Raw genomic sequence first — 15,811 nt, forward strand, 5'->3', positions numbered from 1 at the left:
CCCTGGCCGGCCTGCCGCCGGGCAGCGCGGCGGGCGTCTCCGGCGTCCGGCAGGACGTCGCCTCGCTGCCCGACCAGTGGGCGCAGGCCCGCGCCGCGGCACGGGTGGCACGCGCCGTGCCGCACCTCTCCCCCGTGGCGCACTGGGCGGAGCTCGGCGCGTGGCGGGTCGTGACCGAACTCCCCGGGCCCGACCCCGTCGTCCTCCCGCTCCTGTCCGACCGCGTGCTCGCCGAGACCGCGGAGGTCTTCCTCGACTGCGCCGGGAGCGCCTCCCGGGCCGCCGCGGTCCTGCAGATCCACCGGCAGACGCTGTACTACCGGCTCGCCCGGATCGGCGAGATCACCGGCCTGGACCTGGCCGACGGCGAGGCCCGGCTACTGCTCCACGCTTCCGTGAAGGCGGCCCGCCTGGGGCCGGGTATCTGATCCGCACCCGGATGATCGACTGTCGCCTAGGCTTTCCCCAATGGCCCCCGGAGAAGCGACGGCGGCCGCGGCGAACAGCGACGTCCTGCACTTGTTGCGCACGGGGACGGCGGCCGAGCACGAGTCCGTCGAGCGCACCCTCGACCTGCTCGACCCGGACCTGGACCGGGCGCGGCTGACCGGCGTGCTCACGCGCATGCACGGTTTCTGGCAGGCGGCCGAGGCCGTCCTCGACGACTGGGCCGCCCGGTTCCCCGCCGACGCCGAGACCGTCAGGTGGTTCGCGCGGCGCCGGGCCGCCCTGTTCGCCGCCGACCTGGACACCCTGGGTGCGGGCCCGGCCGACGCCGGGCCGGTCCTCCCGCCGGTCGCCGACACCGACGACGCCCTCGGCCGGCTCTACGTCCTCGAGGGATCCACGCTCGGCGGCACGTTCATCGACCGCCACCTGACCGGGCTCCCCGCCCTCTCCGGGGTCCGGCTGCGCTCCTTCTCCCCGTACGGCGCCGACACGGGCGCCATGTGGCACGCCTTCCGCCGCGTCACCCGGGACCACGTGGCCGGCGGCGGAGACGCGGGCGCGATGGTCTCGGCGGCGACCGGCACCTTCCGCGCCCTCGAGCAGTGGTGCCGCCCCGCGGGCGTGGCCGCGTGACCGAGCCGCTGGTGGAGTTCCTCCCCGCAGGCACGCCGGTCGACCTGTCCAACTGCGAGCGCGAGCCGATCCACGTGCCCGGCAGCGTGCAGCCGCGCGGGGTGCTCATCGCCGTGAGCGACCCCGACTTCGTCGTCCAGCAGGTGTCGGAGAACCTCGGCGACCTGATCGGCGTCCACTGGCGGGCGGCGCTGGGCCGCCCGCTGACCGAGGTGCTCGGCGTCGCGGCCGCCTCGGCCGTGATCCGGTCGGCCAGCGCTTTCGGTGACCTGCGGGAGCGCAACCCCGTGGAGATCACGCTGGACGTCGACGGCGACCCGGTGCCCGTCGACGCACTGCTCCACCGCGCGGTGATCCGGGCCGACGAGCCCGTCCCGACGGAGTTCCCGGCCGGCCGGGACCCGGGCTCGAGCCTGCTCGTGGAACTGGAGCCCGCGCGCGGCCCGCGGCCCTTCTCCTTCCCCAACACCTACCAGGCGGTGCGCGGCACGATCGGCGACCTCAACCGGGCCTCGTCGCTGCAGCAGCTCTACGACATCACTGCCACGGCGGTCCGCACCCTCACCGGCTTCGACCGCGTGATGGTCTACCGCTACGACGCCGACTACAACGGCGAGGTCGTCGCCGAGGCGAAGCTGCCGGAGCTCAACTCCTTCCTCGGCCTGCACTATCCGGCCTCGGACATCCCCGCCCAGGCTCGGGCCCTGTACGAGAAGAACTGGATCCGGCTGATCTCCGACGTCGACTACGTGCCGGCCGGGCTGCAGCCGACCCTGCACCCCGCCAGCGGGCTGCCGCTGGACCTCACCTACTCCACGCTGCGCAGCGTCTCGCCGATCCACCTCGAGTACCTCAGGAACATGGGCGTGCGGGCATCCATGTCGATCTCGCTGCTGCGCGACGACAAGCTCTGGGGCCTCATCGCCTGCCACCACTACAGCGGTCCGCACGCACCGCCGTATGCGACCCGGGCAGCCGCGGAGTTCCTCGGCTCCACGCTGTCGCTGCGCCTGGTCGACCGGGCCGAGGAGGACGAGATCCGCCGGGCGCTGCGGGTCCGGTCGACCCTGGCCTGGCTGACCGCCGCCACGCTCGACGAGGACCGGCCGCTCGCCGAGACCCTGCTGGGCTCCCGCAGCCTGCTCGACCTCGTGCCTGCCGACGGCGTCGCCGTCCATCTGCAGGGCACGCGGGGCAGCCGCGGCGTGGCGCTACCGGTCACGGTCGCCGACGGGATCGCCGCCTGGGCGGCCGCCCAGGGTGACGACGTGGTCGCGACGGACTCCCTCCCGCACACGGCCGACCGGCTCGGCGTGCCGGCGGAGCTCGCTTCCGGGGTACTCGTGCTGCCGCTCCCGGAGGGCCAGTACGTGCTGTGGTCGCGCGGCGAGGCGGTGCAGCACATCGACTGGGGTGGCGACCCGCACAACAAGGCGATCGCCGAGCGCGAAGGGAACGGCGTGCGGCTGAGCCCGCGCAAGTCCTTCGACCGATGGCGGGAGACCGTCCGCGACCGCTCCGAGCCGTGGACGACGCAGCAGGTGTCGGAGGCGACCGAGCTGCGCACGCACCTGCTCGAGGCCCTCTACGCCCGGTCGCGCAGCACCGTCCGGGCCGCGGAGAGGTTGCAGCGCAGCCTGCTGACCGACCCGCCGCAGCACGATCGGCTCGAGGTGGCGGTGCGTTACGTCCCCGCTGCACCGGGGGCCCAGGTGGGCGGCGACTGGTACGACGTGTTCGGTCAGCCGGACGGCTCGACGATGCTCGTCATCGGCGACGTCGTGGGCCACGACACCGAGGCGGCCGCGAGCATGGCCCAGCTGAGGGGCCTGCTGCGCGGCATCGCCTTCGACAGCAGCGACGGGCCGGCCGCGGTGCTCGCCCGACTCGATGCCGCGACCCACGGCCTCCAGGTCGGGGCCCTGGCGACGGTCCTGGTCGGCCGGCTGGACCACGTCGGCGGACCCGCGGGCGGCATGCGCCTGCGCTGGGCCAGCGCCGGACACCTGCCGCCGATCGTCGTCGACCCGGACGGGCGAGAGCGGCTGCTCACCGCGCCCCGCCCCGGACTGCTCCTCGGCGTCGACGCGAGTGCGACCCGGACCGACCAGGAGGACGTCCTGGCGCCCGGGTCGACGGTCCTGCTCTACACCGACGGGCTGGTCGAGCGCCGGGACCAGCTCTTCGACGACGGCGTCACGCTGCTCGGCGAGGCCCTCGCCGACCTGCGCGGGCTGCCCGTCGGCGAGATGTGCGACGCGCTGCTCGCCCGGCTGCTGCCGGAACGGTCCATGGACGACGTCGCGCTGGTCGCCGTCCGGCTGCGCGCTCAGGCGGACTGACGCCCGCCGCTAGTCCTGGTCGAGATCGGGGGCGGTGAACCGGGGCGTCAGCCCGTCGTCGGGCCCGCCGCCCTCGCCGGGCAGCGGTGCCTCGTCCTCGGCCGCACGCATCTGAGCGAGGGACTCCTCGACCGACGGCTCCCGCAGCCCCTTCGCATCCCGTTCGAGCGCGGCCAGCAGCCGCTCCTCGTCGGGGGCGAGATCACCGGGGCCGAGGTGACCTCCCGGAACGCCTGCGTCGGAGCCGGTGTCCATCCCACTGTCGGGCAGCGTGCTCTCGGGGTCGGTGCCGTCCCGGCCGGCCATGCTCATGCTGTCTCCTCACGTGGGGCGGCTGCATGCACCCCTCCGTCCGAACCTCGCCGCTGTGCCCCTCCACCCTCTCGGAGAACGGGCCCGGGCGCAGGTCGGCGGGACCCCGGGGTTGTCTCTCAGGCGCGGAACGAGGCAATGCGTGGTCGTCAGGTTTCGGTCGCTCGGGCGAGATCAGGTGGCGGGCTCGCCGAACCAGCGGGAGAGGTGGTCGTCCAGGTCCTGCTGATCGTCGCCGATCCAGGCGACATGCCCGTCGGGGCGGAGCAGGACGCACGGAGCATCCAGGACCGCAGTGGGATCCGCGAGGTGGTCGACCCGGTCCGACCAGCCGCCGACGGTCAGGCGCCCAGTGCGGTCCAGGAGCAGACCGCGGCCGCGATGCAGCAGTTGGTAGAGGTGGCCCTCTTCCACGTCGATGTCGCGCAGGCGGCGGCCGAGCAGGTCGGGGCCGTCGCCGACGTCGTAGCGGATGCCGATCGCGGTGATCTTCTCGATCAGATAGCGGTTCACCTCGTCGAAGTCCATCAGTTCGGTGAGCAGCCTGCGCACGGCCTGCGGGCCCGGTTCGGGAGACATCAGTTCCATCTGGGCGCGGGTGTTGTCCAGCACGTCTGCGGCGACCGGACGACGTTCGGCCTGGTAGGTGTCCAGCAGTGTCTCCGGCGCCCAGCCGCGGATCTGTGCGGCCAGTTTCCAGCCGAGGTTGAACGCGTCCTGAACGCCCAGGTTGAGGCCCTGTCCGCCGATGGGTGGATGGATGTGGGCCGCGTCGCCGGCCAGCAGCACCCGCCCGACCCGATAACGGTCGGCCAGCCGGGTGGCATCCCCGAAGCGGGACATCCAGCGCGGGGAGTGCACGCCGAAATCGGTTCCGGCGATGGTGCGCAACTGTCGTCTGAAGTCCTCGAGGGTGGGCGGTTCCGCACGATCGCTGACTCCCGCGACGGGAACGACGACCTGGTAGACCCCCACGCCTGCGGGCCTGACCCAGAATCGCCGATTGGTCTCGCCGATCTCGGTCACCGTGGCGGCGATCTCCTCCTGCGGCACACCCACTTCCATCTCGCCCATCAGCGTCTCGGTCTGCGAGGGCTCGCCGGGGAAGCCGACGCCGAGGAGTTTGCGCACCGCACTGCGCCCGCCGTCACAGCCGACGAGATAGCGCGAACGCAGCTGTTCCCCGTCGGCCAGTTCGACGGTCACACCCTCGTCGTCCTGCTCGACACCGGCCACCGCACAACCGCGCCGGACCTGCGCACCCAGTGCGATCGCATGCTCTTCGAGCAGGTGATTGATGACCGGCTGCGGAATGCCCAGCAGATAGGCGTGCGCCGAATCCAGGCCCTCGGGCGCGGGTTTGGCGATGGCGGCGAAGAAGCCGCCGGCCGGACGCTGTCGTCCGTGTTCGAGAACGCGCTCCAGCAGTCCGCGCATCGCCATCAGCTCGATGCTGCGGACATGCAGTCCGACGATGCGGACGAACGACGGGGGCTCGGTGTCCTTCTCCAGGACGAGTACCCGCGCGTCGTGCAGCCGCAGTTCGGCGGCCAGCATCGCACCGGTCGGCCCGCACCCGGCGATGATCACGTCGAACACAAGGGGCGCGCGATCGGCGCCGGAGGCCGGCGACCGGAGAACTCCGGGATCGTCCACGGTGACGTCGCGCTCGACCAGATCGTTCGACGACGACTCGGCGGTGAACTGCAGAGAATGCATGCGTGTTGCCTTTCGGGAGTGCCTCGTGGGGAGGCGCTCCCGACGACATCTAGGTCGTTCGCCCGACCGGAACGGGACGGGGGAGCACCCACATCGATACAGCGTTCATGGGTCTCACCTCCTCGGGCGGCGTCACGGTCAACGGCACGCTACAAGCCCGGACTTCAGCGGGTCCAACCTTTTCCCAGTCACGTGATCGGCGACCGGCAGGCACGCGCTAGCCGGCACCCACCTGCCCGTTCGCCACGGCCCCGCGGAGCCGCTGCGCGGGAGTGGCCCAGACGTCGGCCAGGGTCACCGTGCGCAGCCCTCGCTCGGCGATGAGCGCCAGCAGGTCGCCGTAGACCGTGGTGACGGTGGGGTGGTTGGCGTGCCCGACGACGATCGTCTGCGCGGTGAACCACTGCCTGGCCGCGGCCATCAGCTCCTCGCCGCTCAGCACGCGGGAGTCGTCCAGGGTGCCGTTCCACATGGCGACCGTGGGGTGGCCGAGATCGGCCGCGATCCGGTCGATCCGCTCGTTCCTGGCGCCGAACGGCGGCCGGAGGAACGGGCTGTCGCGGACGCCGAACGTCGTGCGCAGGAACTCCTGGTTGCGGGTGATCTCCTCGGCCACCTCACCGTCCCCGAGGGTGGTCAGGTCCGGGTGCGACCAGGTGTGGTTGCCGAAGGCCACCTGGCCGGATTCGACCAGCGGTCGCAGCGCCGGGGCGTTGTCGGTCCAGGAGCGGTAGCACCCGTTGGGGAAGAAGGTCAGCCGCACTCCGGTGTCGGCGGCAAGCGTGGCGAACGCGGCGACGACGTCGGAGTTCGTGCCGTCGTCGATGGTCAGCGCCAGGTCGGTCCCCTCGCCCGGCAGCCCGTCCACGACCCCGACCGGGGGCGGCACCGGCACCAGCCCCGGCACCCCGATCGGTGTGACCGCGGCGGCGGGGGCCAGCACCCGGCCGGGCGTGCGCCGGACGTCGACGGGGGCGGTCTCGCGCACGAGGGCGGCGCCCGCCAGGCCGGCCGCGAGGGTGAGCAGGAACTGTCGGCGCTCCATGGGGCGGACCGTAGAACCGGCCCGACAGGCCGCCCGGAACCCGCCGTCCGACGCGCCGCAGCCGTTCGGAGCGCTAGCGGACGACTGCGTTCTGTAACGAACTCAGTAACAGACCGCTATACAGCACGTACAGCGGGTTGATATTTACCCCTCACCCCGATGGGGGGACATGGCCCAAGTCGGTGTACTCAAACCTTTCAGGACTTAACACTCCGTGCCGAACCCATTACGCACAAGGAAGTCCGAGTTCCACAAGGAGGTGCACTGCATGATCAGCAACCAGCGGGGATCCACCGCTCAGGATGCGCCGGGCTACGGCGTGACCTGGGGCGGCCTTCCCCTCCACGCGCGACGGGCAATGACCGTCGCTGTCGCCAGTCTCGTGGCGGCGGGGCTGGCCGGTCCGACCGCCGCATCCGCGGCGACCACGGCTTCGGCCTCGTCGGCCGACCAGGTGTCGGTCATCGTTCGCGAGCTCGAGGGTGCCGGTAACGCGCCCGAGCGGGCGGTGTCGGCATTCGGCGGTTCCGTCGGACGTCAGCTCGACATCATGGGCGGATTCACCGCCACCGTCCCGGTCGACCGCCTCGACGCGCTCCGCGGTGTCGCGGGCGTCGCCTCGGTCACCGACGATGCCGGTCTCGCTCTGCAGAGCACCGACGTCGAGTCGTCGGCCGCTCAGGCCGGCTCGCTCTACACGATCGCCAACCAGGTGACTGGTGCCTCGGCGATGTGGGACGCGGGCTACACCGGCAAGGGCGTCGACGTCGCGGTCATCGACTCGGGCGTCGTCCCGGTCGACGGTCTCACCGGCCGTACGAACACCAAGATCGTCTACGGCCCGGACCTGACCATGGAGAACAACGGTCCGACGAAGAACCTCGACACCTACGGCCACGGCACGGCCATGTCCAGCATCATCGCTGGCCGGGACTCCGCCGCGACCACGGTCAGCGGGAACGCCACCGACTTCGTCGGCATGGCTCCCGACTCCCGGATCGTCAGCATCAAGGTCGCTGACGCCAAGGGCCAGACCGACGTGTCGCAGGCCATCGCGGCCATCGACTGGGTGGTCTCGAACCGCAACAAGAACGGCCTCAACATCCGGGTGCTGAACATGTCGTTCGGTACCGACGGTGTTCAGGACTACGTGCTCGACCCGCTGGCCTACGCGGCCGAGCAGGCCTGGCACAAGGGCATCGTGGTCGTCGTCGCCGTCGGCAACGAGGGCTTCGGTACGGCCAAGGTCAACAACCCGGCCTACAACCCGTACCTGATCGCCGTCGGCAGCAACAACGCCAACGGCACCGCCACCACGGCGGACGACGTCGTCTCCACGTTCTCGAACGACGGTGACGGCACCCGCAACCCCGACGTCGTCGCCCCTGGTGACCACGTGGTCGGTCTGCGTGCGGCGGGGTCCTACCTGGACACGACGTACCCGACCGCCCGCATCGGCGAGCGGCTCTTCCGTGGCAGCGGCACCTCGCAGGCCGCCGCTGTGGTGTCCGGTGCCGCGGCGCTGCTGATCCAGCAGCGTCCGAACATCAAGCCCGACCAGGTCAAGGCGCTCCTCACCGGGACGGCTTCGGCCATTCCCGGTGCGACCGCCGCCCAGCAGGGCGCCGGCCTGATCGACCTGGCGAAGGCCAAGGACGCTGCCACCCCCGACAAGGTGCAGAACTTCAAGTTGTCGACGGGTATCGGCTCCCTGGAGCTCTCGCGTGGTTCGGTGCACGTCACCGTCGGTGGCCGTGAGGTCCGCGGCGAGGTCGACGTGCGTGGTCGTGGCGTGGACGTTCGCGCCCTGGCCGCCGGCCTCCGCAACAGCGCCAACTGGAACGGCATGAGCTGGTCCGGGATGTCGTGGTCCGGCATGAGCTGGTCCGGCATGAGCTGGAGCGGCATGAGCTGGTCCGGCATGAGCTGGAGCGGCATGTCCTGGTCCGGCATGAGCTGGAGCGGCATGTCCTGGTCCGGCATGAGCTGGTCGGGCATGTCCTGGTCCGGCATGAGCTGGTCCGGGATGTCCTGGTCCGGCATGAGCTGGTCCTAAGGAGGTGACGACGATGACGAACGGTGTCGAGGTGAAGGATTCACGCGTGTCCCGCCTGGGCGTTCCCCAGCGGATCATGCTGCTCACGGCCTCTGTGGCTGCGATTGCGGTGGCGCTGTTCGTCATCGTCGTCCGCACGCTGCCCGGAGCCCCCACGGCTCTGACCCTGCCGTGGGTGCTCTGGGCCGCCGCCTTCACGATCAGTGAGGCGCTGGTCGTGCACGTCCAGTGGCAGCGCGAGGCGCACACGTTCTCCATGGGCGACCTCGTCCTGGGGGCCGGCCTGCTCCTCGCCACGCCGCGCGAGCTGGTGATCGCCCAGGTGCTCGGCTTCGCCGTCACCCTGGTCGTCCAGCGCCGGCAGCGCGGCATCAAGCTGGCGTTCAACGTGGCCATCTCGGCCCTCGGCGGATCGCTCGCCACGATCGTCTTCGCGCTGCTCTCCGGCCCTCTCGGGTTGTGGGACTGGCTGGCGGCGCTGTTCGCCGTCCTGGTCATCACCGTGACCGCCGACCTCTGCATCTTCGCCGTCATCAGCCTGTCCGAGGGGCGTGCCCACCTGGCGCCCCTGCTGGAGATGCTGGCGCTGTCCCTGCCCTTCACGCTCGGCTCGGCCGCGGTGGGCCTCGTGCTCGCCCGGTCGGCCGTCAGCGACCCCGCGGCGCTGGCCCTGCTCGCGCTGCCCACCTTCCTCATCGTCGCGGCCTACCGCGCCTACACCGGTGCCCGCGAGCAGCGGGAGAACCTGCGCCTGCTGCACGAGGTGACCTCGCTGCTGCACTCCAACGGCGACAGCCAGGAGGCGCTCGGCGACTTCCTCGACTCGGTGCGTTCGGCGTTCCGCGCCGACATGGCCGAGCTCGTGCTGCTCGGCCCCGCCGGCCGCGAGGGTGCGACCGTCAGCCGCAGCCGCGAGGGCACCGAGCCCGTCGTCATGGCTCCCCTCGACGACCCCGAGGACCACCACCGCCTGCTCCGCCTGGCCACCGCGTCGGGTGCGCTCACCACGCGCACCGGCACCGGCCGGGGCCAGCACCTGGACGGCTACGCGGCCGGCCGTGGGCTCAAGGACGCCATGGCGGCGGCCCTGCGCACCGACGACCGCGTGCACGGGCTGCTGCTCGTCGGCGGCCGCCTCGGTGACGTGAGCACCTTCAGCACGAGCGACCTCGCCCTCCTGGACACGTTCGCCCGCCACGTGGCGACGTCGCTGGAGCGCGGTCGCCTCGAGGAGAACCTGCGCCAGGTCACCGACCTCAAGGAGCAGCTGCGGCACCAGGCGCTGCACGACCCGCTGACCGGGCTGCCCAACCGCACCCTGTTCCTAGACCGGGTGCGCCACGCCGTCGACACCGCCGGCCGCACCCGCGTCTGGCCGGCCGTGGTCTACCTGGACCTCGACGGGTTCAAGCCGGTCAACGACACCTTCGGCCACGAGGCCGGCGACGTCCTGCTGCGCACGGTCGCCGACCGTCTCCGCGGGTGCCTGCGCCCCGCCGACACCGCCGCCCGTCTCGGTGGTGACGAGTTCGTGGTGCTGCTGAACGGTCCCATCGACCGCTTCGGCGTCGACCGCGTGATCGAGCGCATCCGCACCCAGCTCGACGTGCCGGTGCTGCTCGGCGAGGGCGTCGTCACCACCGTCGGCGCCAGCATCGGGGTCGCCATCGGCGACCTCGACATCCCGGACGCCGACACCCTCGTCCGCAACGCCGACATCGCGATGTACACCGCCAAGCGCTCGCTCGGCAACGACTACGTGATCTACGAGCCGGGCATGGGCGACACGACCGTCACCCGCAAGGACTCCGCCGCCGAGCTGGCCGCGGCCATCCGCAACGGTGAGATGCGCACCGTCTACCAGCCGCTGATCGACATGCGCACCGGCCGGCCGATCGGGGCCGAGGCGCTCGTCCGCTGGCAGCACCCGGTCGACGGGCTGCGCTCGCCCGACCAGTTCATCGGCCTCGCCGAGGACAGCGGCCTGATCACCGAGATCGGTGCCGTGGTGCTCAACGACGCGTGCCACCAGGCCGCGCGCTGGGTCGCGGAGTCCCCGGACCACACCGACCTGCTGGTGACGGTGAACCTGTCCGCGCGTCAGGTCGGCGACGAGAAGATCGTCGAGCAGGTCAGTGCGGCGCTCGCGTCCTCGGGCCTGGACCCGCACCGGCTGGTCCTCGAGATCACCGAGACCGTCCTGATGCACGACCGCGACGCGGCTGCCGCCACGCTGTGGCTGCTCAAGGGCCTCGGCGTCCGGATCGCGATCGACGACTTCGGCACCGGCTACTCGTCGCTGGCCTACCTGCGCCGCTTCCCGATCGACATGCTCAAGGTCGCCCGCGAGTTCGTCGACGGTCTCGGCCGCGACGCCCACGACGACGTCATCACCCACGCGATCGTGGAGCTGGCCAACACCCTGGGCCTGCTCACCGTCGCCGAGGGCATCGAGACGGCGCAGCAGTCGGAGACGCTGGCCGCGCTGGGCTGCGACATCGCCCAGGGCTACCTGTTCTCGCGTCCGATCGAGGCCGAGGCGGTCAGCCTGGTCATGGCGGCGGCGACGTGGCCGGACATGCCCCAGTCCGAGGCCGCGGCCGCCATCGAGGCGGGCCCGGCGGAGCTGGCCTCGGCCAGCTGAGCAGCGATCAGGCCGCAGGGGCCAGCCCCGCGGCCTCGATCAGCTGCGCCTGCTCCCGGCACCACGGGGACCAGGCGTCGTCGCCCTCGGCCTCCTGCCGCTGGCGGAACGCGGCCCAGTCCAGCAGCTCCCACTCCCCCACCTCGGTGGCCTCCGGCGTAGGCGAGCCGCTGAACCGGCCGAGGTAGACGGGGCAGATCTCGTTCTCCACGACGCCGCGGAACTCAGCGCGGTAGCGGTAGCCGGGCAGCGCCGGACGGACGTCGGCCACCTCCAGGCCCAGCTCGAACCGGGCGCGCCGCGCGATGGCGGCGGCGTCGTCCTCACCCGGGCCCGGGTGGCCGCACACGGTGTTGGTCCACATGCCGGGGAACGTCTGCTTCCCCTGCGCCCGGCGGGTGACCAGCAGCCGGCCCGCGTCGTCGAAGAGGTACGCCGAGAACGCGCGGTGCAGCGGCGTCTCCCCGTGGTGCACGAGCGGCTTCGGCATCGCGCCGATGGCCTCGCCGTTCTCGTCCACGAGAACGATGAGCTCCATGACACTGTCGTCCTCCGGACGACCCCGCGGCCACGTGCCGTCCCCCGGCGCTGCTGAGCCCTGCCGCCGTTCCTCGCGGGAGCCTCCGGCCCCCACTCGTCGCGACACCTCGTCCCCCAGTTCCGTTGTCGGCCCTACTGGTCGTAGTCCACGGTAACTGCGTCAGTTGTAGGGAGGGACTGGCAGGTGAGGACGTAGCCGGCCGCGACCTCTTCGGCCTCGAGGGCGTAGTTGCGCCGCATCGTCACCTCGCCCTCGGTCACCTTCGCCCGGCAGGTGCCGCACACCCCGCCCTTGCACGCGAACGGCAGGTCCCCGCGGACCTTCTGCGCGGCGTCGAGCACCGGCACGTCCCGGGGCAGGGTCAGCGGGGTGGCCCGGCCGTCCAGGACGACGGTCACCTCGCTGCTCGGCCCCGTCACCGTGGCCGCGTCGCCGCGCGCCGGCTCCGGCGGGACGTCGTCGACGTAGAACAGCTCCTGGTGCACCCGCTCACGCGGCACCCCGAGCTCGGCCAGGAGTTCCTGCGCGTCGGTGACCATCCCGTGCGGACCGCACAGCCACCAGTGGTCGACGCTCCCGGCGTCCAGGAACGCGTCGAGCAGGGTGCGCAGCCGCTGTCCGTCGAGCCGGCCACTGGTCAGCTCGGCGTCGCGCGCCTCGCGGGAGAGCACGTGCACGAGTTGCAGCCGCGGCCCGTGGCGGTCCTTCAGGTCGGCCAGCTCGTCGGCGAACATGACGGTGTTGGTCCTGCGGTTGCCGTAGAACATGGTCACGGTCGACTCGCCGTCCTGCAGCGCCGTCGCCGCGAGCGACAGCGCGGGGGTGATCCCGGAACCGGCGACGACGAACACGTGCTCGCCCGGCGCGGTGAGGTCGGCGGTGAAGCGCCCCTTCGGCGTCAGCACCTCGATCTCGTCACCGGGGCGCACCTGGTGGACCAGCCACGAGGAGAACAGCCCGCCGGGCACCTCGCGCACGCCGATCCGCAGCGAGGCCCCGGCGGGCGCGCAGATCGAGTAGTCGCGACGCTCATCGCGGCCGTCGTCCGTGCGGCGCAGGGTGATCGACTGCCCCGGCCGGAACGCGTAGTCGGCCGCGAACTCCGGCGGGACGTCGAACGTGACCGCCGCCGCGTCGTCGGTCAGCTGGTCCACCCGCGCCACGCGCAACGGGCGGAACGTCGCGCGCCGTGGGATCACCGCAGTCACTAGATCTCCTTCACGTGCTCGAACGGCTCCTGGCAGCTCCGGCACCGGCGCAGCGCCTTGCATGCCGTCGCGCTGAATTCGCTGAGCTCCTCGGTGTCGGCGGACCCGCACAGCGGGCAGGACGCCGTCCGGTGCGTCGTCCCCAGCTGCAGCGGAACCGGGCCCTCGGATCGGACCGGCGCTAGACCGGGCGGCGCGATCCCGGCCTCGAGGAGCTTGCGGCGACCCTCTGGAGTGATCCAGTCGGTGCTCCACGCGGGCGTGAGCACCGTGCGGACGTCGACGTCGGCGAAGCCCGCCTCGTGCAGCGCGTGCACCAGATCCGCCCGCATGACCCCCATCGCCGGGCAGCCGGTGTAGGTGGGGGTGATCTCGACGACGACGGAGCCGTCGCGCTCGATCCGCACGTCGCGGAGGACCCCCAGGTCGGACAGGGAGATCATCGGGAGCTCCGGGTCGGTCACCGACTCAGCGACGACGCGGGGGTCGGCCGTGCTGGTCATCATGCTCACCAGGTCGCCTGCGGGTGGGTCCGGGCCAGGCCCTGCAGCTCCTCGAGCAGCGCCGGCAACTCCGGGCCGTGTCGTCCGAGCCGGCCGCCCGGCGCGGCGTCCGCCGGCCAGGCGGGCAGCCGCAGCGTCGCCCGCGTGAGCACCTCGTCGAGCACCGACCGCACCTCGTCGCGGACGCTCGCAGGGTCGACGGCGACGCCCGCCGCGGTCAGCCGGGCCTCGACCTCGGTCGCGGTGAACAGGTCGGCCAGCAGCGGCCAGACCGCATCGACGCCGGCCTGGGCTCGCTGGTGCGACTCCGCCGTCCCGTCGCCCAGCCGCAGCAGCCAGCGCCCCGCATGGTCGCGGTGATAGGCGAGTTCGTTGACGCCCTTCGCGGCGATCGCCGCGAGCACCGGGTCCCGGGAGGCGCGCAGCCGGGCGAACAGCGCCAGCCGCCAGGTGGCGGCGACCAGCAGCCGGGCGATCGTCTGCGCGAAGTCGCCGTTGGGGGCCACCACGAGCGCGGTAGAGCGGAACTCGTCGACGTCCCGGAAGTAGGCCAGCGCGTCCTCGTCGGGGATGGTGTCGCCGGCCAGCGTCCGCGAACGGCCCAGCACACCCACCGAGCCGGCGCGAGCCAGCAGCAGCCGGGCCTGGCCGAGCAGGTCCAGCGCGATGTTGGCCAGCGCCACCTCCTCCTCGAGCTCCGGGGCGTTGGTCACCCACTGGGTGAGCCGCTGGGCGAGCACGAGGGCGTCGTCGCCGAGCATCAGGCAGTAGGCGCCCAGGTCGGCAGGGTCGACGCCGTCGGGGACGGTCGTGTCGACGCCGGCCAGCGGATCGTCGAACCCGGTACCGAACGCCCAGTGCCCCTCACCGCCGTGCGCCTGGTCGAGAGCGTCGTAGACCGTTTCCTCATGCGCCATGCGAACCCTCTCTTCCGGGCACGGAGTGCTCGGCCATCGGCCTTCTCTCAGGGGCCCGCCCGCCGAGGAACGAGGCGGGTGGGGGGAGAGGAGGTCCTTCACATGTGGGGGACGGTGTCCGGGATCTCGTAGAACGTCGGGTGCCGGTAGACCTTGTCGCCGTTGGGGGCGAACATCGGGTCCTTCTCGTCGGGGCTGGAGGCGCTGATGTGCTCGGCCTTCACCACCCAGATGCTCACGCCCTCGTTGCGCCGGGTGTAGACGTCGCGGGCGGCGTGCACCGCCATCTCGTCGTCGGGCGCGTGCAGGGAGCCGACGTGCACGTGGTTGAGCCCCCGCTTGCCGCGGACGAACACCTCGTAGAGCGGCCAGTCGCGGCGGCCCCGTCCAGGGGCCCGCCCCGAGCTTGCGAGGGGTGGGGAGGACGGGGTGTTTTTGCCGCCCTCCGCTGTCATGTCGCTCACGGCTGCTTCTCCGCGTAGGCGGTCGCCGCCTCGGTGACCCACGCGTTGTCGTCGCGGGCGGCGCGCCGGCGGGCGATCCGCTCGTCGTTGCACGGGCCCTCTCCGGCGATCACCCGCTTGAACTCCGCCCAGTCGATCGCGCCGAAGCGGTAGTGCCCGCTCTCCGGGTCCAGGGTGAGCTCCGGGTCGGGCAGCGTGACGCCGAGGAACTCCGCCTGCGGCACCGACATGTCCACGAACCGCTGCCGCAGTTCGTCGTTGGTGTGCCGCTTGACGCCCCACTTCATCGACTGGGCCGTGTTCGGGCTGTCGTCGTCCGGTGGGCCGAACATCATCAGCGACGGCCACCACCACCGGTCGACGGCGTCCTGCACCATCGCGCGCTGCTCGGGGGTGCCGCCCATCATCGTCATGAGGAGCTCGTAGCCCTGCCGCTGGTGGAAGGACTCCTCCTTGCAGACGCGGATCATCGCCCGCGCGTACGGGCCATAGGAGCTGCGGCACAACGGCACCTGGTTGCAGATCGCCGCGCCGTCGACCAGCCAGCCGATGACGCCGACGTCGGCGTAGGTGAGCGTCGGGTAGTTGAAGATCGAGCTGTACTTCTGCCGGCGCTCGATGAGCTTGTCGGTGAGATCGGCCCGGTCGGCGGCGAGCGTCTCCGCGGCGGAGTACAGGTACATGCCGTGGCCGGCCTCGTCCTGGACCTTGGCCAGCAGGATCGCCTTGCGCCGAAGGCTGGGGGCTGCCAGCAACCAGTCGCCCTCGGGCTGCATCCCGATGATCTCGGAGTGCGCGTGCTGGGCGATCTGCCGGATCAGGCCGTTGCGGTAGCCCTCGGGCATCCAGTCCCGGGGCTCGATGCGGTGGCCGGCCGCGATCGTCGCGTCGAAGTACGCCTCGAGAGTCGCGTCGTCGAGAAGGCTGTCCCGCGTCGGGGCGCTCATCGCATCTCCCTCAGAGCATTTACTGACCGA

The 15,811-nt window shown here is 71.9% G+C and carries 14 protein-coding genes; 5 read left to right on the plus strand and 9 right to left on the minus strand.

The features are described from left to right. The 3 genes from E4P38_RS18180 to E4P38_RS18190 all read left to right on the plus strand — a co-directional run. Positions 1–428: helix-turn-helix domain-containing protein (locus E4P38_RS18180; protein WP_135133373.1), on the plus strand; the 428-nt coding region annotated here is incomplete at its 5' end. Between the two features lie 40 nt (positions 429–468). After that, the gene (locus E4P38_RS18185; protein WP_135133374.1) at positions 469–1,083 is read left to right on the plus strand and encodes a biliverdin-producing heme oxygenase; all 615 of its coding nucleotides are present in this window, start codon (positions 469–471) and stop codon (positions 1,081–1,083) included. After that, positions 1,080–3,425 carry a SpoIIE family protein phosphatase gene (locus E4P38_RS18190; RefSeq protein WP_135133375.1) on the plus strand — a complete coding sequence of 782 codons (2,346 nt, stop codon included), beginning with the start codon at positions 1,080–1,082 and terminating at the stop codon, positions 3,423–3,425. The genes E4P38_RS18185 and E4P38_RS18190 overlap by 4 nt, the downstream gene beginning before the upstream one ends. Before the next feature lie 9 nt (positions 3,426–3,434). Here the strand turns inward: E4P38_RS18190 and E4P38_RS18195 are convergent, their stop codons facing one another. The 3 genes from E4P38_RS18195 to E4P38_RS18205 all read right to left on the minus strand — a co-directional run bounded on the left by E4P38_RS18195 (position 3,435) and on the right by E4P38_RS18205 (position 6,501). After that, on the minus strand, positions 3,435–3,737 hold the full coding sequence (locus E4P38_RS18195) for a hypothetical protein (protein ID WP_245161128.1): 303 nt from the start codon (positions 3,735–3,737) through the stop codon (positions 3,435–3,437). Positions 3,738–3,911: 174 nt separating this feature from the next. Then, positions 3,912–5,393, minus strand: a complete 1,482-nt coding sequence (gene rox, locus E4P38_RS18200) for a rifampin monooxygenase (protein WP_245161129.1) — start codon at positions 5,391–5,393, stop codon at positions 3,912–3,914. Between the two features lie 280 nt (positions 5,394–5,673). Then, positions 5,674–6,501, minus strand: a complete 828-nt coding sequence (locus E4P38_RS18205) for a polysaccharide deacetylase family protein (protein WP_135133377.1) — start codon at positions 6,499–6,501, stop codon at positions 5,674–5,676. Positions 6,502–6,769: 268 nt separating this feature from the next. On the opposite strand from E4P38_RS18205, the gene E4P38_RS18210 reads away from it, so the two are divergent. After that, entirely contained in the window at positions 6,770–8,557 is a 1,788-nt protein-coding gene (locus E4P38_RS18210; RefSeq protein ID WP_135133378.1) for a S8 family serine peptidase, read from the plus strand. A gap of 13 nt (positions 8,558–8,570) precedes the next feature. Beyond that, positions 8,571–11,201, plus strand: a complete 2,631-nt coding sequence (locus E4P38_RS18215) for an EAL domain-containing protein (protein WP_135133379.1) — start codon at positions 8,571–8,573, stop codon at positions 11,199–11,201. Positions 11,202–11,208: 7 nt separating this feature from the next. Here the strand turns inward: E4P38_RS18215 and idi are convergent, their stop codons facing one another. The 6 genes from idi to paaA form a co-directional block, all read right to left on the minus strand. Then, complete coding sequence (idi, locus tag E4P38_RS18220) at positions 11,209–11,739, minus strand: isopentenyl-diphosphate Delta-isomerase (protein WP_135133380.1); 531 nt, start codon at positions 11,737–11,739, stop codon at positions 11,209–11,211. 134 nt (positions 11,740–11,873) lie between these two features. After that, entirely contained in the window at positions 11,874–12,950 is a 1,077-nt protein-coding gene (gene paaE / locus E4P38_RS18225; RefSeq protein ID WP_209309180.1) for a 1,2-phenylacetyl-CoA epoxidase subunit PaaE, read from the minus strand. Continuing rightward, positions 12,950–13,453: a 1,2-phenylacetyl-CoA epoxidase subunit PaaD gene (paaD, locus tag E4P38_RS18230; protein ID WP_245161130.1), complete on the minus strand. Its 504-nt coding sequence runs from the start codon at positions 13,451–13,453 to the stop codon at positions 12,950–12,952. The genes paaE and paaD overlap by 1 nt, the downstream gene beginning before the upstream one ends. Positions 13,454–13,458: 5 nt before the next feature. After that, positions 13,459–14,370, minus strand: a complete 912-nt coding sequence (paaC, locus tag E4P38_RS18235; protein ID WP_135133382.1) for a 1,2-phenylacetyl-CoA epoxidase subunit PaaC — start codon at positions 14,368–14,370, stop codon at positions 13,459–13,461. A gap of 98 nt (positions 14,371–14,468) precedes the next feature. Next, positions 14,469–14,825 (minus strand): 1,2-phenylacetyl-CoA epoxidase subunit PaaB, encoded by a 357-nt coding sequence (gene paaB, locus E4P38_RS18240; protein ID WP_348633798.1) that lies wholly within the window; start codon positions 14,823–14,825, stop codon positions 14,469–14,471. Positions 14,826–14,830: 5 nt separating this feature from the next. After that, on the minus strand, positions 14,831–15,781 hold the full coding sequence (gene paaA / locus E4P38_RS18245; protein WP_135133384.1) for a 1,2-phenylacetyl-CoA epoxidase subunit PaaA: 951 nt from the start codon (positions 15,779–15,781) through the stop codon (positions 14,831–14,833). Positions 15,782–15,811: the final 30 nt, after the last annotated feature.

Source organism: Blastococcus sp. CT_GayMR16, assembly GCF_004570875.1.
Lineage (GTDB): Bacteria > Actinomycetota > Actinomycetes > Mycobacteriales > Geodermatophilaceae > Blastococcus_B.

Excerpts from the sequence above, each read along its gene's own strand:
- E4P38_RS18215 (WP_135133379.1), top strand. The coding sequence starts at position 8,571 with ATGACGAACGGTGTCGAGGTGAAGGATTCACGCGTGTCCCGCCTGGGC.
- E4P38_RS18205 (WP_135133377.1), bottom strand. The coding sequence starts at position 6,501 with ATGGAGCGCCGACAGTTCCTGCTCACCCTCGCGGCCGGCCTGGCGGGC.
- E4P38_RS18210 (WP_135133378.1), top strand. The coding sequence starts at position 6,770 with ATGATCAGCAACCAGCGGGGATCCACCGCTCAGGATGCGCCGGGCTAC.
- E4P38_RS18195 (WP_245161128.1), bottom strand. The coding sequence starts at position 3,737 with ATGAGCATGGCCGGCCGGGACGGCACCGACCCCGAGAGCACGCTGCCC.
- paaD (WP_245161130.1), bottom strand. The coding sequence starts at position 13,453 with ATGACCAGCACGGCCGACCCCCGCGTCGTCGCTGAGTCGGTGACCGAC.
- paaA (WP_135133384.1), bottom strand. The coding sequence starts at position 15,781 with ATGAGCGCCCCGACGCGGGACAGCCTTCTCGACGACGCGACTCTCGAG.
- idi (WP_135133380.1), bottom strand. The coding sequence starts at position 11,739 with ATGGAGCTCATCGTTCTCGTGGACGAGAACGGCGAGGCCATCGGCGCG.
- E4P38_RS18185 (WP_135133374.1), top strand. The coding sequence starts at position 469 with ATGGCCCCCGGAGAAGCGACGGCGGCCGCGGCGAACAGCGACGTCCTG.
- paaC (WP_135133382.1), bottom strand. The coding sequence starts at position 14,370 with ATGGCGCATGAGGAAACGGTCTACGACGCTCTCGACCAGGCGCACGGC.
- paaB (WP_348633798.1), bottom strand. The coding sequence starts at position 14,825 with ATGACAGCGGAGGGCGGCAAAAACACCCCGTCCTCCCCACCCCTCGCA.